Annotated in this window: 20 protein-coding genes; 6 read left to right on the forward strand and 14 right to left on the reverse strand. The window is 65.4% G+C overall.

The genetic code is table 11. The features are described 5' to 3' along the window. Positions 1-390 precede the first annotated feature (390 nt). Positions 391-606 (forward strand): DUF6719 family protein, encoded by a 216-nt coding sequence (locus ASG43_RS02660; protein ID WP_156386362.1) that lies wholly within the window; start codon positions 391-393, stop codon positions 604-606. Positions 607-1,329: 723 nt separating this feature from the next. Here ASG43_RS02660 and ASG43_RS21975 read toward each other — a convergent pair. After that, entirely contained in the window at positions 1,330-1,506 is a 177-nt protein-coding gene (locus tag ASG43_RS21975; protein ID WP_082490551.1) for a DUF2934 domain-containing protein, read from the reverse strand. Between the two features lie 81 nt (positions 1,507-1,587). Between ASG43_RS21975 and ASG43_RS02665 the strand changes: the two genes are divergently transcribed. Both ASG43_RS02665 and ASG43_RS02670 read left to right on the forward strand, forming a co-directional pair. Beyond that, positions 1,588-1,782: a hypothetical protein gene (locus ASG43_RS02665; protein ID WP_056499841.1), complete on the forward strand. Its 195-nt coding sequence runs from the start codon at positions 1,588-1,590 to the stop codon at positions 1,780-1,782. 580 nt (positions 1,783-2,362) lie between these two features. After that, entirely contained in the window at positions 2,363-3,466 is a 1,104-nt protein-coding gene (locus tag ASG43_RS02670) for a hypothetical protein (protein WP_056499843.1), read from the forward strand. A 392-nt stretch (positions 3,467-3,858) separates the two neighbouring features. Here ASG43_RS02670 and ASG43_RS02675 read toward each other — a convergent pair whose 3' ends face one another. The 5 genes from ASG43_RS02675 to ASG43_RS02695 all read right to left on the reverse strand — a co-directional run bounded on the left by ASG43_RS02675 (position 3,859) and on the right by ASG43_RS02695 (position 8,676). Continuing rightward, positions 3,859-4,620 carry an SDR family oxidoreductase gene (locus tag ASG43_RS02675; RefSeq protein WP_056499846.1) on the reverse strand — a complete coding sequence of 254 codons (762 nt, stop codon included), beginning with the start codon at positions 4,618-4,620 and terminating at the stop codon, positions 3,859-3,861. Continuing rightward, a complete protein-coding gene (locus ASG43_RS02680) occupies positions 4,617-5,450 on the reverse strand; it encodes an ABC transporter permease (RefSeq protein ID WP_056499848.1) in 834 nt (277 codons plus the stop codon). Before ASG43_RS02680 ends, ASG43_RS02675 begins: the two co-directional genes overlap by 4 nt. Then, positions 5,450-6,316, reverse strand: coding sequence for an ABC transporter permease (locus ASG43_RS02685; RefSeq protein WP_056499850.1), 867 nt, complete (start codon positions 6,314-6,316; stop codon positions 5,450-5,452). Before ASG43_RS02685 ends, ASG43_RS02680 begins: the two co-directional genes overlap by 1 nt. Positions 6,317-6,392: 76 nt before the next feature. Then, positions 6,393-7,553: a spermidine/putrescine ABC transporter substrate-binding protein gene (locus tag ASG43_RS02690; RefSeq protein ID WP_056499851.1), complete on the reverse strand. Its 1,161-nt coding sequence runs from the start codon at positions 7,551-7,553 to the stop codon at positions 6,393-6,395. A 37-nt stretch (positions 7,554-7,590) separates the two neighbouring features. Next, positions 7,591-8,676 carry an ABC transporter ATP-binding protein gene (locus ASG43_RS02695; RefSeq protein WP_056499853.1) on the reverse strand — a complete coding sequence of 362 codons (1,086 nt, stop codon included), beginning with the start codon at positions 8,674-8,676 and terminating at the stop codon, positions 7,591-7,593. Positions 8,677-8,839: 163 nt separating this feature from the next. Here ASG43_RS02695 and ASG43_RS02700 point away from each other — a divergent pair, with 163 nt between their 5' ends. The 3 genes from ASG43_RS02700 to ASG43_RS02710 all read left to right on the forward strand — a co-directional run bounded on the left by ASG43_RS02700 (position 8,840) and on the right by ASG43_RS02710 (position 13,534). Beyond that, entirely contained in the window at positions 8,840-9,640 is an 801-nt protein-coding gene (locus ASG43_RS02700) for a helix-turn-helix transcriptional regulator (RefSeq protein ID WP_056499855.1), read from the forward strand. A 397-nt stretch (positions 9,641-10,037) separates the two neighbouring features. After that, positions 10,038-11,297 (forward strand): pilus assembly protein, encoded by a 1,260-nt coding sequence (locus ASG43_RS02705; protein WP_082490552.1) that lies wholly within the window; start codon positions 10,038-10,040, stop codon positions 11,295-11,297. Between the two features lie 380 nt (positions 11,298-11,677). After that, positions 11,678-13,534 (forward strand): pilus assembly protein TadG-related protein, encoded by a 1,857-nt coding sequence (locus tag ASG43_RS02710; RefSeq protein ID WP_056499858.1) that lies wholly within the window; start codon positions 11,678-11,680, stop codon positions 13,532-13,534. A 66-nt stretch (positions 13,535-13,600) separates the two neighbouring features. On the opposite strand, the gene ASG43_RS02715 is transcribed toward ASG43_RS02710, so the two are convergent. The 8 genes from ASG43_RS02715 to ASG43_RS02745 form a co-directional block, all read right to left on the reverse strand. After that, positions 13,601-13,840, reverse strand: coding sequence for a hypothetical protein (locus ASG43_RS02715; RefSeq protein WP_056499859.1), 240 nt, complete (start codon positions 13,838-13,840; stop codon positions 13,601-13,603). A 101-nt stretch (positions 13,841-13,941) separates the two neighbouring features. Further along, positions 13,942-14,649, reverse strand: a complete 708-nt coding sequence (locus ASG43_RS02720) for a fumarylacetoacetate hydrolase family protein (RefSeq protein WP_056499861.1) — start codon at positions 14,647-14,649, stop codon at positions 13,942-13,944. A gap of 72 nt (positions 14,650-14,721) precedes the next feature. After that, positions 14,722-14,892 (reverse strand): hypothetical protein, encoded by a 171-nt coding sequence (locus ASG43_RS22500; RefSeq protein WP_156386364.1) that lies wholly within the window; start codon positions 14,890-14,892, stop codon positions 14,722-14,724. A gap of 13 nt (positions 14,893-14,905) precedes the next feature. Next, a complete protein-coding gene (locus tag ASG43_RS02725; RefSeq protein WP_056499863.1) occupies positions 14,906-15,691 on the reverse strand; it encodes an SDR family oxidoreductase in 786 nt (261 codons plus the stop codon). Beyond that, positions 15,688-16,572, reverse strand: a complete 885-nt coding sequence (locus tag ASG43_RS02730; RefSeq protein ID WP_056499866.1) for a DUF296 domain-containing protein — start codon at positions 16,570-16,572, stop codon at positions 15,688-15,690. Before ASG43_RS02730 ends, ASG43_RS02725 begins: the two co-directional genes overlap by 4 nt. Next, the gene (locus tag ASG43_RS02735) at positions 16,572-18,245 is read right to left on the reverse strand and encodes an acyl-CoA synthetase (RefSeq protein ID WP_056499870.1); all 1,674 of its coding nucleotides are present in this window, start codon (positions 18,243-18,245) and stop codon (positions 16,572-16,574) included. The genes ASG43_RS02730 and ASG43_RS02735 overlap by 1 nt, the downstream gene beginning before the upstream one ends. Next, the gene (locus tag ASG43_RS02740) at positions 18,242-19,411 is read right to left on the reverse strand and encodes an acetyl-CoA acetyltransferase (RefSeq protein ID WP_056499873.1); all 1,170 of its coding nucleotides are present in this window, start codon (positions 19,409-19,411) and stop codon (positions 18,242-18,244) included. The genes ASG43_RS02735 and ASG43_RS02740 overlap by 4 nt, the downstream gene beginning before the upstream one ends. Positions 19,412-19,508: 97 nt before the next feature. Then, positions 19,509-20,402 (reverse strand): IclR family transcriptional regulator, encoded by an 894-nt coding sequence (locus ASG43_RS02745; RefSeq protein WP_082490553.1) that lies wholly within the window; start codon positions 20,400-20,402, stop codon positions 19,509-19,511. Between the last annotated feature and the right edge of the window lie 14 nt (positions 20,403-20,416).

Raw genomic sequence — 20,416 nt, forward strand, 5'->3', positions numbered from 1 at the left:
TGCCCATGGTCATGACCATCGGGGGGTCGCGCTCGCCGGTGGCCGATGGCTCCTATTCGATCCAGGCTTCGCTGAGCGCGCCCCTTCAAGTGACACGGCGCGCAGGATCAAATTGTGCGTGCTCCACAGGCGTGGATGCACTTCGAAAGCCCCTTCGACCCAGAGGTGACACCGCCCTCCTTTGAAGGACGGGCGGCGGCTACCTCAAGTGGGTGAGGCGCGCGTGCTCCATGCATGGCATACTCTTCGATCAGCCTGTCCAGATCCCCAAACAATACTTTCTATAAACTCGATTGAGCAACGGTTTTGCTGTCATTTTACCGAACGGCACCTTGCGATCGGCGGCGGATCATGATGGCAATGACCTGCACTTATCGTAAGGGGACAGACATGATGCGAATTGCACTGATCGCCGCCTCCGGCTTTTTGCTGGTTGGGTGTCAATCCACGCCGATGACGTCAGAGCCTGCCTCCGGGACGCTCGCCTATGGCAGCAAGGTCCTGGTGGATGACGGCACCTGCCCGGAAGGGCAGATCAAGCAGATCACCGGCGGCAACGGCGGCAAGATCGGTCGGAAGCGAGAGTGCATCGCCAAGACCATGTGATCAGGGGTTGATGCGTTGCCCGTCTCGCACGACGCGAGGCGGGCTTCTTCGTGTCAACCGCTCCTAAGAATGCCTCGGCATTCGAGCCGCTCGCAGGCTCGACTCGACGGATGGCATCGAGGCCCGATCGGACCTCTTCGTCCTGGACGGCGTTCCCGGCCATGTTCGGACCGAGTTCGAGGAACCGTCGATCGAGAGGATCGATGGCGATGAGAACGGGCCGGAGTTCATCACCACGGCCGTGCAGGACTGGATCACGGCCGGTGGAGCCGAGACCGCGGACATCGCACCCGCTGGCCCATGGAAGAGCGGTTCTGTCGAGAGCCTCAACGCCCGCCGTGGCAACGAACTCCTCGATAGCGAGATCCTTGACAGCCGGCGCCTTACGCAGGTGATCATCGACAGCGGACGGCGGCACGACAAGACGGTCCGGCCGCCGCCAGCTTTCGATACGCATCGAACGGCTACCAACCGCCCGCACCAGACGTCGTCGTGCCACCTTTGCCGCGTGGCCGGCGACGCTCACCCGGCCTGCTCCGACGGCCAAGCTCCCGCTGGTGCAAGGGCCGATTCGGAACCGACGTTCCAACCGGACCTTTCAGTTTGGGTCGATCACTCGGCCGGCCCGGAAACGCTGTCGGCCAGAACGGGAACGAGGAGACCGCGCATGAAGGCCGTCCTTGAAGCGACCAGCAAACCCTTGCCGCAGGTGACGCCGGGTCTTCACCGCGCGATGATCCGCCCGTCCCGGTAGCGCTCCTGATCTCCTTCCAGGTGCCCTTCGATCTCGGCCGCGGCTTGCGCCCAGAACTCGTGCTCGCGCCCCAGCGGACGACCGGCCTTCTCCCAAAGCAAATAGGCGCGTTCGCGGACGATCGGTGTCGTATCTGTCACTGACATTGATGTTATCCCTGCCATGTTCGGAACCGTTGCGGGAGCGGTTCGCTCTGTCTTGATATGGCGGGGTGACAGGAGACGACCATGCGGACGATCGGTTGGGGTGACGTGAATCACATGCGGGACACAGGCGCCGCGCTGGTCGAGAACGAGATCGTGGCGATCAACGGCGAGAACATCGCGAAGTGGATGGACGATCCGGACGGTCGCTTCGAGGTGCGCGCCGCGAATGGAAACGGCGAGCCCGCATCGCTCGGAAGGTTCTGTCCAAGCCTTTGACGGCAAAACGCCCCCACGGAGGCCATCGGGAACGCAGGGTTCATCGCTCTGGCTGCTAAGACCCCTCCCCCTCCCTGCAAGGCAGCGGAAGGGTCAGCGGCGACGTCCGTCCCGGACGTTTGGCAAAAGCCTCCGCGGTGTGCGGCCGACGGGCTCCGCATGTCGATGATCGCAACGTACCGTCCGGATGCTTTCCGGCCTACCGGGGAGCGCGACATGGCCGGGGCAAAGTCGACGATGAGAATGCCCATGTTCGCCGCAGCCCCTCCGTCGGCCGAACGGAACACATCGCGACAACAACACGTCGGCCGCAATGTCCTCCTCCGGTGAACGCCCGGTCACGATGGCAGGACCGACAGATGACCGTCAGCGGCATAGCTGCCATAGCTGGGTCATACCGTCCCCAACGGCAGCCGCGAAAACGAAGGCGACACGGCGCGGACGGGAATGGATTGACCTTCGACAACTCGATTGACGCTGCGAAAACTGGTTTGCAGCCGGCGTTAAATATGCAATTTTTACGCGCGCGACCGAACGTTTGCAATTCGGAAGGCCGCCGGAGCCCATTGGGAGAGTTCGCATGGAAACGCGCCTCGTCGACAGCGTAACGCCATCTTTCGTGAACACCCTGTATGATCGATTCAACGATGGATCTGTCTACTGGAACGGCCTTTCCGCCCCTCGCAATACACCTGGGCTCTACTACCTATCGACGGATGTGACGATCGGATACATCAACTCGAAAACCGACACCGACATCTACAAGATACCCGTCGGCTTCGGGGCCAATGACCTTCGCGGCGGTTATAAGGACCTGTATTTCGCGGCGGAGCTTTGGTCGGGTGGTGACGTCGTCAGCTTGAACACGCGGGGGTTCAACTCCGGCGTCGACATACAAATCATGACGCCGTACAGCTACAACAGCGACCCTGCCCGGACCATCTCTGCCAACACTGAGATCGCGCTGCCCAACAACGATCCCTTTTACGATCGCGCCGTCGCGTTGAGCCGGCCGAACGACGGTATCGACGTCTTCGCCGTCGCGTACGCACCGACGGGCGCTGCGGGCGAAAATTGGGTTTCGATTTCCGCGGCTTCGATACCCGGCGCCGCCTCCCCGATCCGCAAGTACGCGATTGCGGACACGCCTGACGAAGCGTTCAATGCGGTCAAATTCTTCGAGCCCCTGGCGCTTCGTGCCGTAGAAGGCTCGCCAGCCGGAAACCCCGTCGGTGGGCCGTCGGAGTTCGGCGACGTTTTTCGGTTCTATAACAAAGCCAATGGCACGCACTTCTATACCGCCAGCGTGGTAGAGCGGAACAACATTCAGCAGAGCATGCCGGACTTCGTGTATGAAGGAAACGCGTTCGATACGAACGCCACGGCCGCCAACGGCGCGCCTGTCTATCGGTTCTTGAACAAGGACACCGGCGTTTACTTCTATACGATCAAGACCGCCGAGCGCGATAGTATCATCAGCAACCTGAAAAATTACCAGTTCGAGGGCGAAGCTTACAAAGCCTATACGACCGCTGGTGCAGGTCGCGAGGAACTTCACAGATTTTTTAATACGCAAACCGGCGCGCACTTCTACACGGCTGAAGATGCCGAACAGCAGCAGATCATTCGAACGCTGCCACAGATGCGCTACGAAGGCATCGCGTATTACGTCGAGTTAGACTAGGAACAGCCAAAGCGTGTCCGCCACCACGCGGGCACCCTTCACGCATCGCCTCGCGGCTCCGACGGCCCACCACAGACGTGGACGCCGCGGCACCATCCAGTGCCGGGGAGGAGGTGGGTCCAGCGAAGGCAGGTTCCGGGAACGCATTCGTCCACGATGAGGCGGCGAAGTCGCCGGCGCCCCGGATGCCGGCATCTTTCCGCGACGCAAAGGGGCGCGCGATCCCTATCGGTTTCTTCGGGACGACCGTCGGAGACGGCGAGCCGCCCGCGTCTGCAGCGACAGCGCAGAACGATGGCTTTCGGGAACCCGGCGTGATGCAGGAGGTCCGAGCGCCGTCTCGACCAGGCATCTGCGCGCGATGCGGGCCGGAGGATCGCGCCGGGATCTGGTCAGACGACCGTCTCCCCACCATCGACCACCAGGATCTGCCCCGTCATGTAGGAGGATCGGTCGGAGACGAGGAACAGGATGGGTTCCGCGATCTCGGACACGTCGGCCCAGCGACCGAGGGGGACGCGGTCGCGGATATAGGTTTCGATGGAGGGACGCCCGCCCATCTGCGCGACGAAGGGATCGTTGAAGGGCGTGTCCACCCACCCCGGGCAGAGCGCGTTGACGCGGATGCCGAAGCGGCCGTAGTCGCCCGCCATCTGCCGCGTCATCGCGATCACGGCGTGCTTGCTCGTCGTGTAGGCGATCATCTCGCGATCGTAGAGCACGCCGGAGGATGAGGACGTGTTGAGAATGACGCCCGTCCCGCGGCTGCGCATGGCCGGCATCACAAGGCGGGCTGCCAGGAAATGGGAGCGGACGTTGAGGTGCCAGGAGCGGTCGAAGCCCTCGATCGAAACGCCTTCCAGGTCCCCCGAAACCTGCGCGCCCGCATGATTGTGGAGGATGTCGATCCGGCCATGGCGGTTCAGGACGTCGGCGACCATCGATCGGAGCGCCTCGTCGTCCGTCACGTCGAGAACGGCCGCCTCCGCCCGCCCTCCGCTTGCTGCGATCAAGCCGGTCGTCTCCTCGGCGGCGGCCCTGTCGCGGTCCACGACCACGACGACGGCACCTTCGCGCGCCAGGATGATGGCTCCGGCCCGGCCGATGCCGGAGCCGGAGCCGGTGACGATGGCGATGCGGTCCTGGAGGATCATGGTGCTTGCGGTCCGAGAGCTTGGGCAGGCTGCCGCTCTCGCAGGAGAAAGCGGGCGACGACGATGAGGAGAAGGGAAGCCACCAGCACCATCGTTGCGACGGCGTTGATCTCGGGCGTCACCCCCCTGCGAATGGAGGCGAAGACGTAGATCGGCAGGGTCGTGTTCGAGCCGGCGACGAAGAAGGCGATGATGAAGTCGTCGAACGAGAAGGTGAAGGCGAGCAGGAAGCCGGCGAGGATCGACGGCAGGATCTGTGGCAGGACGACCTCGCGGAACGTGGTGAGGGGCGTCGCATAGAGATCGGCCGAAGCCTCCACGATGTCGCGTCCAAGGCCCGCGATGCGCGCCTTCACGATCATGGTGACGAGCGCCATCGAGAACAGTCCATGAGCGGCAATGATCGAGCCGAAGCCGAGGCCGAGGCGCGGCGGGCTCTCGTCTGGCCAGAGCGAGGCGATCAGCGGGTTCACGAAGCCGAACAGCGTCACGAGCGCCACCAGCGTGGCGATCCCGATCACGACGCCCGGCACGACGATCGCGGCGGCGAGGAGACCGTCGAACAGCGTGCGGGTCCTCGGTCCGAGCCGTTGCAGCCCCATGGCCGCCATGGTCCCGAAGACGGCGGCGAGAGTGGCGCTGGTCAGGGCGATGACGACGCTGTTCAGCAGCGCCTCGATGAGAAACGCGTTGGACAGGGCGCGGCCATACCATTGGAACGAGAAGCCGTCGAACTGGCTCGCGCTCCGCCCGGAGTTGAACGAGAACAAGACGACGAGTGCGATCGGTGCGTAGAGAAAGGCGTAGACCGCGAGGAGAAGCGCGCGCATCAGACGAGATCCACCTGCCGCGCGCCCGACACTCGCCAAGCGATCCGCATCGCAACGGCAAGCACCACGACCACGACAGCGACGAGGGTGACGGCGATGGCCGACCCGAAGGGCCAGTTGCGCGATTGGAGAAAGAGATCGACGAGGGCGTTGCCGATGAAGAAGACCTTGCCGCCGCCCAGCAGCTGCGGGATCAGGTACTCTCCGAGAAGCAGGATGGTCACGAGCGCGACCCCCGTCATCACGCCCGGCAGCGACAGGGGCAGCGTGATCTTGAAGAAGGTCGACAACGGTCGCGCACCGAGGTCGGCGGAAGCCTCGATCAGCCGCCGGTCGAGCTTCTCGAGGCTCACATAGATGGGCATGATCATCAGGGGCAGGTAGCCGTAGACGATGCCGAGGAGCACCGCGCCCGGCGTGTTCAGGAGGCGCACCTTCTCGATCCCGACGAGGTCGAGAAGGCTGGGCAGTCCCCGTGCGCCGAGGATGTACATCCAGGCATAGGTGCGCACGAGGAGGCTGGTCCAGAAGGGGACGACGATCAGCGAGACGAGCACGAGACGGTGGCGCGGATCGGCGCGGACGGCGAGGTAATAGGCGACGGGATAGGCGAGGAGGAGGCAGAGAAAGGCCCCTGCCGGCGCCAGCATCAGCGTGTTCCAGAAGGCCGCGGCGCGGGCCGGGAGGTTGGCGAAGTGTTCGAGGGTGAAGGCGGCTTGGTAGCCACCCTCCGGCGCGCGTTCGCCGACGGCGAAGATCAGCATCGCGATGAACGGAAGGACGAGGAAGATCGTCAGCCACAGCGCAGCCGGCGCCATCAGCGTCGCTGTCACAAGGCTTCGTTTCGTGCCGTCGGAAAGACCCATGCCACTCCCGTTCCGAGCCGCCGGGCGCAAGACCGCCCGGTGACCCTTCCATCTTGCGCGTGAAGCGATCCCCCGCTCAGGCCGCCTTGAACCGCGCCATGACCTCCGCTCGGGCCGGATCGGTCAACGTCACCGCGGCGCCGAATTCGAACGGCGTCAGTGCGGCTTCGTCCGGATAGACGATCCTGTTGGCGGTCACCTCCGCCGGGAGAAGCGCGATGACGCGGCTGTCCGTCGTCGGCGCACCGTTGGCGATATGCTCCTTCACGGCATTCGCCGGATCGAGGAAGAAGTTCAGGAGCGCGTAGCTGGCCTCCTTGTTCTGCGCGCTGGAGGGAATGGCGTAGAAGTCGGTCCAGATCTCGCCGCCATCCTTGCCGAGCACGAACTCGATCTCGGGCATGTCGCGGTGGAGCTGGGCGCCGTCGTTCGTCCAGCACATCGCCATCCAGGCGTCCGTCGAGCGCATGGAGGGCTGGTAGTCGCTGTTGATCGCGAAGAGATGCGGCTTCACGGCGACGAGCAGTTCTTCGGCCTTGGCGAGCTCTTCGGGTGCGATCGAGTTGAACGAATAGCCGAGGGCGACGAGGGCGCTGCCGATGGTGGTGAGCTGGTAGTCGTGAACCATGGCGCGGCCATCCGCCTCGTTCGCCGCCGCATCGAAGAACTCCTTCCAGCTCGTCACCGGCGTCTTCATCTCGCCCGTGTTGATCGCGATGCCCGTGGTGCCCCAGTTCTTCGGCAGGGCGAAGGTCTTTCCCTCGATGGTGCCTTCGTTGGTGAAGCGCTCGGACTGGCTCTTCCGGTCGAAGTTCGGAACCTTGGAGAGGTCGAGCGCATCGATGAGACCGAGCTTGGCATAGGTCGAGATGGTGTAGTTCGTCGGAACGAAGAGGTCCCAGCCGGCTCCGCCGGCCTGGAGCTTGGCGAGCATCTCTTCGTTGGAACCGAAGACGTTGACTTCGACGGCGACGCCGGTCGCCTGCTTGAAAGCCTCGAAGGTCGCGGGGTCGTGGTAGTTCGGCCAGGTCGCGAGGGACATGCGCGAGCCGAGATCCTTCGCCCGGGCCGGAGCACCGAAGGGCGAGGACCCGTTGCCGAGAACCGCCGCCGCAAGGCCGAGACCGGTTACGCCGAGGAAGTGGCGACGGGTCACGGAGCCGCGCTTCAGGCGCATGAACTCCTCGGTCAGGCGCTGCGGCGTGATCGGCGGAACCAGCTTATTCCAATGCGTCATCTAACGTTTCCTTGTTGTTCCCAAGCCATCGCCATCGTCAGACCGGAAAGAGGTGCGCCGCCTTCGGATCGAAGGACAGGAGGACGGCCTCGCCGGGCTCGATCAGTTCGACCCCCGCGGAGCCGCCGCGCTCGGCCGTGACCAGCACGTCGCCGAGACCCGTCACCGAGACCGCGTATTCCGTCGCGGAGCCGAGGAAGATGCGGTGGGTCACCGTGCCTTGGACGTCGTCCGTGCCCGGCTTCGATCCTCGCCAGATGCGGATCGCCTCGGGCCGCACCGCCAGCACGGCCTTGCCGGACGAAGGCGCCCGGCCCGCAGGCCCCGCCTCGAAGGTCTGGCCGTTCGCGAGAACGAGGGTGCCGTTCGTCTCCAACCGCGCATCGAACCGGTTGGTCTTGCCGACGAAGTCCGCGACGAAGAGATCGGCGGGTTGGTCGTAGATCGCCTGGGGCGGCGCGATCTGCCGGATGCGGCCCTCGCTCATCACGCAGACGAGGTCGCTCATCGACAGCGCCTCCTCCTGGTCGTGCGTGACGAGAACGAAGGTGATGCCGAGATCGCGTTGGAGCGACTGGAGCTCGAACTGCATCGCAGTGCGCAGTTTCTTGTCGAGAGCGGCCAGCGGCTCGTCGAGAAGGAGGACCGAGGGTTTGTTGACGAGGGCGCGGGCGAGCGCCACGCGCTGTTGCTGCCCGCCGGACATCTCGTGGATCCGCCGCTTGGCGAAGCTCCCGAGGCGAACCATCTCCAGAGCCTGCGCGACCTGCCGCGCGATCTCGGCCGACCCGATCTTCGGGCGCATCTGTCGAAGCCCGTAGGCGACGTTCGTCTCGACGTCGAAATGCGGAAAGAGGGCGTATTGCTGGAAGACCATGTTGACCGGCCGGCGATAGGGCGGCACGCCGTTCATCAGCCGCCCGTCGATGAACACCTCGCCGGCGCTCGGCTGCTCGAAGCCGCCGATCATGCGAAGGCAGGTCGTCTTGCCGCATCCGGACGGCCCCAGCAGCGCCACGAAGGCACCCTTCGGAATCGCGAGGTCAAGGTCGGACACGGCGACGACCTTGCCGTAGCTTTTGGTCACGGCCCGGAATTCGATATCGTTCGTCGGAACGGACACCCTTGCTCCCCGCGATCTATGCCCAGCGCTGTCGGGAATGGTAGGCGCGTCTGCTTCGCGGGATGTATACCCCGAAAGAGGTACTTTTCTTCGATTGTCGCGTCGCAGGGTGTATACCGCTTGGGCATCCCGCTCAGACGATCGCCCGAGGCCCCTCATCGTCATGGCACCTGATTTCGACACGCTGTTCCAGGCGGCCGCCCGCGGTCTCCAGGCTGTGCTGCCCGCCGAGGACCAGGATCTCGGGCGCATCCTGCAGGCGCTGCTCGGGTCGCTGTCGCAATTCGATGAGGTCGTGGTCTTCGCCTATCGCGGCAAGGACCGGCCGATCGAGCTCTTCAGCACGTTTGCTCCCGAGGAATACGCCGTCTTCGTCTCTTTGTACCAGGCGGGGCCCTATCTGCTCGATCCGTTCTACCATCAGGCCCTGGCGATGAGACCCGGCGCCTGGCGCATGCGCGAGCTCGCGCCCGACCGCTTCTTCTCCAGCGAGTATCGGCGAACCTACTACGTTCAGACCGGGCTTGCGGAGGAACTCGGCTACTTCGTGCCGTGCGGCGGGGGCATCTCGGTGGTCCTGTCCCTGATGCGCAAGGAACGAAGCGGCACGTTCGCGGATCGGGAATTCGCTCTCCTGCGCACGGCCGAACCGCTGGTCAGGGCCCTCGTCCAGCGTTCCTGGGGGGATCTGTCGCCCCGCTTCGACCGGGAGGCTCACGGCAAGCGGCTGCGCCGCTCTCCGCTGCGCTCGACCGATCAGGTCTGGGACGCCATGAACCTGACGAAGCGCGAAGCGGCCATCGTCGAACTCGTGCTGCAGGGACACTCCTCCGAGTCCATCGGCCTTCGGTTGGGGATTTCGACGGGGACGGTGAAGGTCCATCGCCGGAACGTCTACCGCAAGCTCGGCATCACCTCCCAGACGCAGCTCATGTCGATCTATCTGCGCGGTCTGTCCCACTAGATTCCGAGCCAAATCTCGGACGGCGCGGCTCGGCAGCGTTTTTCCTGCACCGCTTCGTCCACGATCCTGCCGGCATCGGACGCAACCGCGCTGCTGCGACCCTCGCATGCGGAACCGCATCTCGACCCTCGAGGCAAGCCAAGCTCCTGGTGCGACGCCCCCCTACCCCGCCGAACACAAGGCCGCCGAAGAAAGGAGCCGATGGGACCGCATCAACAACAACGAGAACGACCTGAGAAATGAATTCAACCACCGGGTGAGATGAAGGTGGAATGTGACCGGGACCCGCCGCCTCAATGCAAATCCATCAGTTTTTCTATATAAAATCTGATATAAATCTCGTTTAATTTTTAATTCATCGTCCTGTTGTTGAGTAAAATGAACAGGAACAAAAAAGATGCTTCTCTTATCATATGTAATAAGACTTTTATATAGTATAGTTCGCTTTGCAAAGGCGCGATCAGGAAACTTCGCCGTCATGAGTGCCCTGTCCACCCTGCCGCTCGTGCTCACCATGGGCGGGATGATCGATATCGCGCAGCAGTACAAGGCGAGGTCCAAGCTGCAATCCGCGGCCGACAGCGCCATCATCGCGGCATCTCGCTCAGCCCCGGGCGCCTCCATCGACGACATGAACCGGAACGCAAAGATTTTCTTAGAAGCAAACTACGGAACGGGCGCCCAAGGCACCGTCAAGAAAGTCGGCGACCAGATCGTCTACAATATATCGGCGACCGTTCCGTACAACTTTCTCACGATTTTCGGGATGAAAGCCTCCCGTATCTCCGTCAACTCGACAGCCGAAGCCGCCGGCGCGGATATGGACATCGTTCTGATCCTGGATAACTCCTTGTCGATGATCGGCGACAAGAGAATCGTAGAGCTCAGAAAGGCGGCCAACCAATTCATCAGCACGATCGAAGCGATGAAGTCCAACGTGCAGATCGCGATCATACCCTTCGACAACACGGTCTTTGCGGGTCCCGGCATCGTTTCGCAATTCAACAGCATCTCGGAGCGATCATCCGTCCAGAGGGACGGGAAATCGGGTCCGGCTCCCTCGTCGAAATCACAACTGGAGGAAGAGCGCGACGTGAGCAGCGGAGTCTGGTCCGGATGCATCGAGGATCGGTCGATGGATTACGACACCAACGGCATTCCTGCCGATATCACCAACAAGAGGACTCTCTACCCGCGCAAACGCTGTGACGACAACAAGCTTCAATCCGTCTTTCCGCTTTCCAAAGACTACAAGGCAGCAAGATCCCTCATCGATCGAATGAAGCCCAACGGCCTGACGAACAACGTCATCGGATTGCAATGGGCGATGGAGGCCTTCACGCCGCAAGCCCCCCTCACGGGGAGCAATCCTCGTGCAAAACGCATCGCGATGCTGATGACGGACGGAGAAAACACGAACTCTCGGTGGGATGGATTGGGATCGCGCATCGACGCGCGAATGCGGATCGCATGCAAGGCGTTGAAGGACGCGGACGTGATCCTCTACACGATCAACCTTATGGAGGGAGACCAGAAACTTCTCAGAGACTGTGCGACGTCGCCGGACTACTTCTTCGACATCGACTTGGCCAGTCAGTTGACATCCGTTTTCCAGCAGATCTCGAAGCGGCTAGCGGTGTTGCGCATCGTCCATTAGCCTCGTCCCGCCGGATGGCTCGCCCGCTTGACCGTCTTCCGTTCCGCTTGAAAGGGCGGCGGGCTCCGTATCTCGCGCGCATCGCGTCGTCGTCCGAGGGTCGACCACGACCTGAACCTGGGCGACCGCGATCCGGCGCCCCCCTTCGTCCGTCTCTGGACACGATCCATCGTCATCGCGTCCGTTCCAAGAACGCGAAGAGGCGCTCTGTCTGCCTGTCTGCCTGTCTGCCTGTGGAGCATCGCCGGCGAGCGACGGAAGCAGCAGCCCTGCCGTGGCGACACGTCGAAATGCGCGAAAGTTTGAGGATGACAATCAGGAGGCGATTAACAATCACTGGATAGACTGCCGATCAGTGCTCCTTAGCGTGCAGGTCGGACATGCCCTTCGCCGGACAGAATCGTTTCAAGCGAAGCCTTCGTGCCTTCGCCGGCGCGACGCATGGCAATTTCGTGGTCATCGGCGCCCTCACCGCGGTACCGCTGGTGTTCATGACGGGAGCGATGATCGATCTGTCGCTGCTCTATCGCGACCAGCGGCTGGTGCAGGCCGCGCTCGACGCCGCGGCGCTCGCGGCCGCGCAGCAATCCTCGTCGCAGTCGGATCCGAAGGTGATCGAAGCGACCGCCCGCACCTTCTTCAACGCCAACACGGCATCCCTGTCCCGCACGACCGCGACCATGAGCTACGAGGGCCTGTCCTGGAACAGCGACCACGAACGCACCATCAGGATCAGCTCCTGCTCGACCTACGATCCCTTCTTCCTGACCGGCTATGGACTTTCGGCCAAGGGCATCGAGGGATCGGCCTGTTCCACCGCGGAAAGCGTGGTCGCGATCAGCAACACGACCGTCGAGGTCGCGATGGTGCTGGACACGTCGGGCTCGATGAACGACGCACCCGCCGCGGGCGGCTCGGCCAAGATCGTGACGCTGCGCGCTCAGGCGTCGAAGGCCGTCCAGAGCCTCTTCGGATCGGCGGCAAAGACCGGAGACGACGACCCCGTCCGGGTCGCGGTCGTCCCGTTTTCCGGCGCCGTCAACATCGGCCCGCAATATTTGAACGAGTGGTGGATGGATCCCAAGGGCCTGTCGACCATCCACAACGAGAACCTGGACTGGTCGTCCTACACGACGTTGCTAGGCGTGCCCCGCGCCCTGAGGAATCCGCTCTATCCGACACGGAACGCCTATGTCGACGCGCTGAACCCGCTTCGATCCCTGTCGCGCCAGGACATCTACGCGCAGTTCGCCAAGACCTATCCCAAATACGCCTTCAAGGGCTGCGCGGAAGCGCGCGTCGATCCCTATGGCACCAACGATACGGAGCCATCCGAGGCCAACCCCGACACGTTGTTCGTCCCCTATTTCGCGCCGGACGAAGGTGACGACCTCAAGAAGGGTTGGGTGAACTCCTACCTCAAGGACAGCGACGCATCGAAATTCGAAACGCGACTGCGGGACGTGAACAAGTATTATTCGGCAACGATCTTTCCCACCAATTCGATCGGCGCGAACAACTCGTACAGCCCGAGCTACATCTGCGACTCCAATCCGCTGCAGCCCCTCAGCGGCAGCGCGTCGACCACCCTGTCGACGGTCTCCAAGCTCGTCGCCACGGGTTCGACCAATGTCGATCAGGGTGTCGGCTGGGGCTGGCGCGTCCTCTCCAGGCGTCAGCCCTTCACCGACGGGCGGGCATCCGGCGACGAGGACAACATCAAGGCGATGATCGTCATGACGGATGGCGAGAACACCTATTACCAAGACAACCAGAACACCACGAACAAGAACCTGACCGCCTTCGGCTCCTACGGTTTCGCCGCAACGGAGCGGATCTTCGACCACGCGACGAACGCCTCGAAGACCAAGAACAATGCGAACTACACCTCCGCCATCGACGCGAGGACCTCCATCGTCTGCGCGAACGCCAAGAACGACGGGCGCATCGCGCTTCGCGATTCGAGCGGTCAGCCGGTCGTCGACGGCTCCGGCGCGGTGATGCGGGACGGGATCATCATCTACACGATCGCCTTCGACATCCCGCTCTCCAGCAAGGCGCGCGTCGACGCCCTCCTGAAGGGCTGCGCCTCCTACAAGCTGAGCGACCTGCGCGACACCGCCAAGCCTTATGCGAGCAAGGGGAAGTATTTCTACAGCGCCAGCAACGACAAGGAACTCGACGCGGCCTTCGCCGACATCATGGCCTCGCTGTCGAAGACCCGCATCACCCGCTGATCCCGGACGGTCGGGACGAAGCGGCGCGCGGCGGACGGATGGCGCCGCCGGCGATGGAGCGGGATCTCAGCGCGTCTTCGCCGCGCCGCCGAACAGGCTGCGGACGGTCTGTGACGATCGGCTCGCCTGCACCGGTGGCGCGCTCGCCACGACGGGACCATCGGAGGGACCGACGATCTGCGTCAGGACATCGGCGACGTCCGCCGCAGGCCAGCCGTTCGCGATCGCCGCCTCCGCGAGGACGGAGAGCGACGACAGATCCGGTGTCGCGAGATCCGGATTGGCGTCACGTCTGGAATGGGTCATCGAATGCAGGCTCTCGAACGGGACATGGACGGCTTCATAACAGATCGGATCGACCGATGTCGCGGGGTCGCCACGCCCCGCGCTTCGGCATGCCGTCGGCCTCAGACGACACGGGTTCGCAATTCCCCGACGCCGGCCACCGTGCCGACCAGTTCGTCGCCCCGCGCGACCGCGCCGACGCCCGCCGGCGTTCCCGAGAAGATGAGATCGCCCGCGCGCAGCTCGAACAGGCCGGAGAGATGGGCGATCATGTCCGGGATCTTCCAGATCATCTGGTTGAGATCGCCGCTCTGGCGCAACTGGCCGTTGACCCTGAGTTCGATCGCGCCCGCCGCGATGTCCCCGACGTCGGAGGCCGGAACGATCGCGGTGCAGGGCGCGGAGGCCTCGAAGGCCTTCCCCGTTTCCCAGGGGCGGCCCATCCTCTTCGCCTCGCCCTGGAGGTCCCGCCGGGTCATGTCGAGCCCGACGGCATAGCCGAAGACGTGCTCCATCGCCGCTTCCGGCGCGATGTCCTGGCCGCCCTTGGAGAGCGCGACCACAAGTTCGATCTCGTGATGGACGTCGCGGGATGCGGGCGGGTACGGAAAATCACGTCCGGACAGCACCAGCGTGTCCGGGTTCTTCTGGAAGAAGAAGGGCGGCTCGCGATCGGGATCGTGGCCCATCTCGACGGCGTGGTCGGCGAAGTTCCGGCCGACGCAATAGATCCGATGCACGGGAAAGAGCTTCGACGTCCCGCGGATGGGAAGGGTCGGCACTGGCGCGGGCGCGAAGACGTAAGGGTCGCTCGTGTCGGCGATGGTCATGTCACATGGTCCTGGTGATGCCGGGTGCAGCGGCGGCGCGTTTCTGGAAACGGGAGGGGACGGCGCGCGGGATCAGCGCTTGTCGTCCCCCAGCACTTTGCGGCGGGCCGAGGCCTTGCGGTTGGCGCGGTCGATGCGCGCATCCTTGTCGCGCTCCGCCTGGAGCCGCGCCGCCTTCAGCCGCGCGGATTTCTCCTGGAGCGTTTCGGGAACGCCCGCTCCCGGCTTGTCGTCGCCCGTCATCGCGCGTTCTCCCTCAGGCCATCAACCCCGCCGCGGTGAAGCCACCGTCGACGGACAGGATCTGGCCCGTCACATAGGAGGATTGGTCGGGATCGGCGAGGAAGGCGATGGCGCCGGCGATCTCCTCCGGCGTGCCGTAGCGGCGCATCGGGACGGTGCGGTCCCATTCGGCGCGCGTCTGCGCCGTGTGGAACTCGCGCACCATCGGCGTCTCGATCGGCCCCGGCGCGACGGCGTTGACGCGGATCGACTGCTCGGCGAGTTCCACCGCCATGATCTTCGTCAGCGTGACGAGCGCGCCCTTCGAGGCCCCGTAGGCGGAGCGCCCGACATTGCCCATGATGCCGGAAACCGACGCGATGTGCACGATCGAGCCGCCGCCGGAAGCGGCGAGCAGCGGCGCGAGCGCCTGGCTGAGCGCGAAGGCACCGACGACGTTGATCTCGTAGATCCTGCGGAACATCTCGGTCGTCGTGTCGGCGAAGCGCGCGTTGGCGCCGATGCCGGCACTGTTCACGAGCGCGCGCAGCGGCGCGACGTGGCCGGAGCAGAGCTCGGCGAGCCGCGCGATGGCGCCCTCGTCGGTGACGTCGAGCGGATGGAGGACGAGGCGCTCGGAGCCCTCGATCCTCTCCTCGCCCAGACGGCGGAGCGCGTCCGCGTCGCGATCGGCGGCGACGACATGCCAGCCGGCGGCCAGAAGCCGTCGCGTGGCCGAAAGTCCGATCCCCGAGCCCGCGCCGGTGACGACGACGCTGCGGCTTGGCGAGGGACCTGCGGATGGCTGGGGATCGGTCATGCCGGCTCCTCTGGAAATGGCTCGACGAGGACGAGTTCGAAGGTTACGCCGACGGGATTGTCGCCCGGCCGCAACCGTCCCCGGTGGATCGCGCCGTCGATGTCGACCACCGCGACGTCGAGCGTCGCGACAGGTCCGTCCGGACCCGACGCGACGACGCCGTGTTCGATGGCGATCTCCGTCGCAAGGCACGACACCCGCCTTCCGTCCTCGAAGACCACCTCGTTGATCGAGCCGATCCCGTGGATCTCCGCCGCCCCGACGCCGTGTCGCCGGCAAGCCGCCGCGATGGCGCCCGCGACGTCCTCGTGCGGGCGCAACCGAAGGAAGAGCCCTCGGCGATCGACGGGACGCGACGGCGCGGCGGCGGTGAGACCGAGCGGCGAGAAGAGCGTGAAGGCCGTCTCGGCGTCGGGCGTCGCGTCGAAGAGCGCGGTGCGGCTCGCATGACCGGAGACCGCGACGGGCTCGGTCAGCACGCTGTCGAGCGGCAGCATGTGGCCCATGCGCACCGTGCCGTCGGCCTCCCATGTCCCATGGCAATGGAGGAACGGGACGCCGTCGCGCCGACCGACGATCGCGGTGCCTTCGATCAGGCGCGCGCCGCCCGCCGGCGCGATGGTCGCGCTGTACCAGGCGGCGTGCTCGCCATCGGTCGAGAGCGCGGGAAGGACGTAGCGATAGGGATCGCAGGCCCCGCCCGACAAGCGCAGGACCCCGCCGGCAAGGCCGCGCTCGGAGAAGAACGCCGCCACCGCCTCCATCACGCTCGTGCCGGCGGGAAGATGCCCTTCCACGGCGACGAGATCGGTCTCGACGGCCTCGATCCGGGTCACGGCCTCGGGACCGGGATGCGCCAACCGCCGGAGCGCGCCCGCCATCAGGCCGACCGCCGCAGCGTGGGATCGCCGTCCCCCGTGAGATCGCCGCGCCGATCGAGCTCCTCCCGGATCATCTTCTTGGTGATCTTGCCATAGGCCGACTTCGGCAGTGCATCCCAGAAGAGGAAGCGCTTCGGCAGCTTGTAGCGGGCCATCCGTCCCTCGAGATGCGCGGCGAGTTCGGCCTCAGAGACGGCCGCGCCCGCATGGGCGACGCAGACCGCGACGCCGACCTCGCCCCAGAGGGGATCGGGCACGCCGAGCACGGCGACCTCGCTGATCCCCGCATGGGTCAGGATCTTTTCCTCGATCTCGCGGGGATAGACGTTGGAGCCGCCGGATATGTACATATCCGAAGCGCGTCCGGTGATGTAGAGGAAGCCCGCCTCGTCGCGGTGGCCGAGATCGCCGGTGCGGAACCAGCCGTTGCGGAAGGCCTTGGCGTTGGCCTCGGGGTTGTCGTAGTAGCCCGCGAAGACCGCCGGCCCGATGCAGCAGATTTCGCCGGTCTCGAAGGCGCCGACCTCCTCGCCCGCCTCGTTCTGGATCTGCACCTCCATGCCGGTGCGGTCGGTGCCGCAGGTGCCGATGCGCACGCCCGCCCCGTCCTCGGCCGAATGGAGCGCGGGTGCGAGGGCGGTGATGTTGCCGGTGACCTCGCCGAGGCCGAAATACTGGACGAGCACGGGGCCGAGAACCCGGAGGGCCCGCTTCTGGTCCTCCCGATACATCGGCGCGCCGGCATAGATCACGTAGCGCAGCGAGGAATGGTCGTAGGCATCGACGGCGGGGTGCTCGACCAGCATCTTCAGGATGGTCGGAACGGTGAACATGTTGGTGACGCGCCACGTCTCCACGAGCCGCCAGGCCGCCTCGATGTCGAAGCGCTCGGTCGGCAGGAGGATCGTCGTCGCCCCGCGCGCGACCTGCGTCAGCTGATGGACGCCCGCCCCGTGCGACAGGGGCGCGACGACGAGCGATGCGTCGGCCGAGGTCGTGCCGGGCATCAGGTCGCCGAGATGGTTGTTGATGACGAAGGCCATCTGGCCATGCGTCAGGACGGACGCTTTCGGCCGGCCGGTCGTGCCGGAGGTGAAGAAGAACCAGCAGGGATCGTCGCGGCCGACGGCGGCCTCGACGGCGCGGATCGCGCGGTGCTCCTCGACGATCGCATCGTAGGACGGGCCGAACGCGGCCTCGCCGATCACGATCGTGAAGGCGAGATCGGCGCAGTCGCGTCGGCAGGCCTCGGCATGGTTCGGGAAGGCGGCGTTGCAGATGAGGCCCGTCGCGCCGCTGGCCTTGGCGAGATAGGCGACCTCGTCCGGCGTCTGACGGAAGTTCGTCGGCACCCAGACCGCGCCCACCCGGAAGCAGGCGAACATGGACTCGAACATCTGGTTGCAGTTCTGCGACTGGACGAGGATGCGATCGCCCTTTCGAACACCGAAGCGCGTCTGCAGCGCCGCCGCCATGGCGTCGACGCGGGCCTCGAACTCGGCCCAGGACCAGACGCGCTCGCCCCAGACGAAGGCCGGGCGCTCCGGCTCACGGCGAGCGGCCTGCGCCACGAAGCGCGAAAGATTCATGACGCGGGTCGAGATCGGCGCGACGCCGCCCTCGGGATCGCGGCCTTCTGCACGAAAGCCGCCGGAATCCGGAAGGTCCGTCATTTCGTGCGCTCCAGGATCGAGCAATAGTTGGCGACGGCAGCCCCGCCCATGTTGAAGACGCCGGCCAGTCGGGCATCGGGCACTTGCATGTCGCCGGCCTCGCCGCAGAGCTGCATCGCGGCCATGACATGCATCGAGACGCCGGTCGCGCCGATCGGATGCCCTTTCGACTTCAGGCCGCCGGACGGATTGACCGGCAGGCGCCCGCCCTTGGCGGTGATCCCTTCGCGCACGACCTTGTAGCCTTCGCCGGCTCTGGCGAGGCCCATCGCCTCGTATTCGATGAGCTCGGCGATGGTGAAGCAGTCGTGCGTCTCGACGAGATCGAGATCGTCCAGCGACAGTCCGGCCATGCCGAGCGCGCCGCTCCAGGCCCGCCGCGCGCCTTCGAAGGCGGTCGGATCGCGCCGGGACAAAGCGAGGATGTCGTTGGCCTGCGAGCGCGCGCGGAAGGCCACGGCGCGCTTCATCTGCGCGGCGGTCTCGGCATCCGCGACGACGAGCGCCGCGGCCCCGTCGGAAACGAGCGAACAGTCGGTTCTGCGCAGGGGAGCGGCGACGTAGGGGTTCTTCTCCGACACCGTGTTGCAGAAGTCGGTCGACAGATCCTTCTGCATGTGGGCGAAGGGGTTGGAGAGCCCGTTCCGGTGGTTCTTGGAGGCGATCATGGCGAGCTCCTCGGACCGGTCGCCGTATCGCTGGAAGTAACCGCCCGCGATCCGTCCGAACAGGCCGGCGAAGCCGCCCTCCACGTCCGCCTCCTCCTCGCGGAAGGAGGCGCTGAGGAGGATCTCCCCGGTCTCCTTGGTCGGCAGCGCCGTCATCTTCTCGGCTCCGACGACCAGCGCGATGCGCCCGCGCCCCGCCGCGATGAAGTCGAGCGCGGCATAGAGCGCGGCCGAACCGGTGGCGCAGGCATTCTCCAGCCGCACGGCCGGCGTGTGGTCGAAGCCGCCCGATCCCATGGCGACGAGCGCGCCCTGGAAATCCTGCCGGGAGAAGCCGTTGTTGTAGACGCCGACGAAGATCCCGTCGACGTCCCGCGCCTCGATGCCGGCATGGTCCAGCGCGGGACCGACGACCTCGGCCATCAGTTCCAGCGTCGAAGGCGCCTCGGACTTGCCGAACTTGCTGTGAGCCCAGCCGACGATCTCAGCCTCTGCCATCGTGTCGTTCCTTCGAAGAGTGCGATCGAAAATGGTTGCGATCGGCACCGGCGCGAGACACGCGCCGGTGCGGTGGTCGGACGAGCCCTCGGCCGCCTCACGCCCGCGCGGGCGAGCCTCTCGTGGCGCGGGCCCTCTCCACCGGCCGGACGTTCGGGTCCGGCGAAGCCTGCGCGGCGAAGAGCCGGGCGAGCCTCGCCTCCACCCGCGCGACCTCCTCGCCGATGAGGGCGGCCAGTTCGACCTGCCGTTCCGGCCGGAGCCGGCTGTCGATCGCCGCGATCGACAGCGCGCCGGCGAGCCGCCCGTCGGGAAAGCGGATCGCCCTGCCGATGCCCCAGGAGCTCGCGACGACATGGCCGGGATTGAGGGCGAAACCGGACGTGCGGGTTCGGGCGACGTCCGCGCGCAGGAGCGCGAGGGAATAGGCGGGATAGCGGGCGCCGAGCGCGGGTTCGATGCGCTCCAGCACCGCTTCGACCTCGGCATCGGGCAGCGCCGAGAGCATGGCGAGCGATCCCGCGCCGACGCCGAGCGGATGCTGGTCGCCGGCGAGAAGCGCATGGGTGCGAACGGGATGCGTGCCCTCCTCCCGCTGGAGGCAGACCGCGTAGTCGTCCCGCCGCATCGAGAGGAAGCTCGTATCCGCGGAGACCGCGGACAGACGCCGGAGGCTTTCGCCGGCCATGTCGAGAAGGCCGTGGCGCCGGGACGCGAGCTGCCCGAGCACATAGAGCTCCCCGCCGAGGAAGTAGCGGCGCGAGACCTCGTCCTGCTCGACCAGCCGCGCCCGGATCAGCGCCATGAGGAGCCGCCGCGCGGTCGGCTTGTTGAGGCCGCTGTCGGCGACGACCTCGCCGAGCGTCGTGCCGCGATCGGCACCGCGCCCGACGAGCGACAGGAGGCGGAGCGCCCGCTCGACGGCCTGCGCGCCCGAACCGGCGAGCGCGCCGTCCTTCAGCTCCGCCGCGAGATCGCTACCGCCGTCCATCCGCTGGCTCTCCC

It is taken from the genome of Aureimonas sp. Leaf454 (genome assembly GCF_001424685.1).
Classification (GTDB): Bacteria; Pseudomonadota; Alphaproteobacteria; order Rhizobiales; family Rhizobiaceae; genus Plantimonas.

What these genes read in the sequence shown, in the direction of transcription:
- ASG43_RS02690 (WP_056499851.1), bottom strand. Translation starts at nt 7,553, where the DNA reads ATGACGCATTGGAATAAGCTGGTTCCGCCGATCACGCCGCAGCGCCTG.
- ASG43_RS02735 (WP_056499870.1), bottom strand. Translation starts at nt 18,245, where the DNA reads ATGACGGACCTTCCGGATTCCGGCGGCTTTCGTGCAGAAGGCCGCGAT.
- ASG43_RS02670 (WP_056499843.1), top strand. Translation starts at nt 2,363, where the DNA reads ATGGAAACGCGCCTCGTCGACAGCGTAACGCCATCTTTCGTGAACACC.
- ASG43_RS02745 (WP_082490553.1), bottom strand. Translation starts at nt 20,402, where the DNA reads ATGGACGGCGGTAGCGATCTCGCGGCGGAGCTGAAGGACGGCGCGCTC.
- ASG43_RS02675 (WP_056499846.1), bottom strand. Translation starts at nt 4,620, where the DNA reads ATGATCCTCCAGGACCGCATCGCCATCGTCACCGGCTCCGGCTCCGGC.
- ASG43_RS21975 (WP_082490551.1), bottom strand. Translation starts at nt 1,506, where the DNA reads ATGTCAGTGACAGATACGACACCGATCGTCCGCGAACGCGCCTATTTG.
- ASG43_RS02725 (WP_056499863.1), bottom strand. Translation starts at nt 15,691, where the DNA reads ATGACCGATCCCCAGCCATCCGCAGGTCCCTCGCCAAGCCGCAGCGTC.
- ASG43_RS02730 (WP_056499866.1), bottom strand. Translation starts at nt 16,572, where the DNA reads ATGGCGGGCGCGCTCCGGCGGTTGGCGCATCCCGGTCCCGAGGCCGTG.
- ASG43_RS02720 (WP_056499861.1), bottom strand. Translation starts at nt 14,649, where the DNA reads ATGACCATCGCCGACACGAGCGACCCTTACGTCTTCGCGCCCGCGCCA.
- ASG43_RS02705 (WP_082490552.1), top strand. Translation starts at nt 10,038, where the DNA reads ATGCTTCTCTTATCATATGTAATAAGACTTTTATATAGTATAGTTCGC.
- ASG43_RS02665 (WP_056499841.1), top strand. Translation starts at nt 1,588, where the DNA reads ATGCGGACGATCGGTTGGGGTGACGTGAATCACATGCGGGACACAGGC.
- ASG43_RS22500 (WP_156386364.1), bottom strand. Translation starts at nt 14,892, where the DNA reads ATGACGGGCGACGACAAGCCGGGAGCGGGCGTTCCCGAAACGCTCCAG.
- ASG43_RS02740 (WP_056499873.1), bottom strand. Translation starts at nt 19,411, where the DNA reads ATGGCAGAGGCTGAGATCGTCGGCTGGGCTCACAGCAAGTTCGGCAAG.
- ASG43_RS02660 (WP_156386362.1), top strand. Translation starts at nt 391, where the DNA reads ATGATGCGAATTGCACTGATCGCCGCCTCCGGCTTTTTGCTGGTTGGG.
- ASG43_RS02680 (WP_056499848.1), bottom strand. Translation starts at nt 5,450, where the DNA reads ATGCGCGCGCTTCTCCTCGCGGTCTACGCCTTTCTCTACGCACCGATC.
- ASG43_RS02710 (WP_056499858.1), top strand. Translation starts at nt 11,678, where the DNA reads ATGCCCTTCGCCGGACAGAATCGTTTCAAGCGAAGCCTTCGTGCCTTC.
- ASG43_RS02715 (WP_056499859.1), bottom strand. Translation starts at nt 13,840, where the DNA reads ATGACCCATTCCAGACGTGACGCCAATCCGGATCTCGCGACACCGGAT.
- ASG43_RS02685 (WP_056499850.1), bottom strand. Translation starts at nt 6,316, where the DNA reads ATGGGTCTTTCCGACGGCACGAAACGAAGCCTTGTGACAGCGACGCTG.
- ASG43_RS02700 (WP_056499855.1), top strand. Translation starts at nt 8,840, where the DNA reads ATGGCACCTGATTTCGACACGCTGTTCCAGGCGGCCGCCCGCGGTCTC.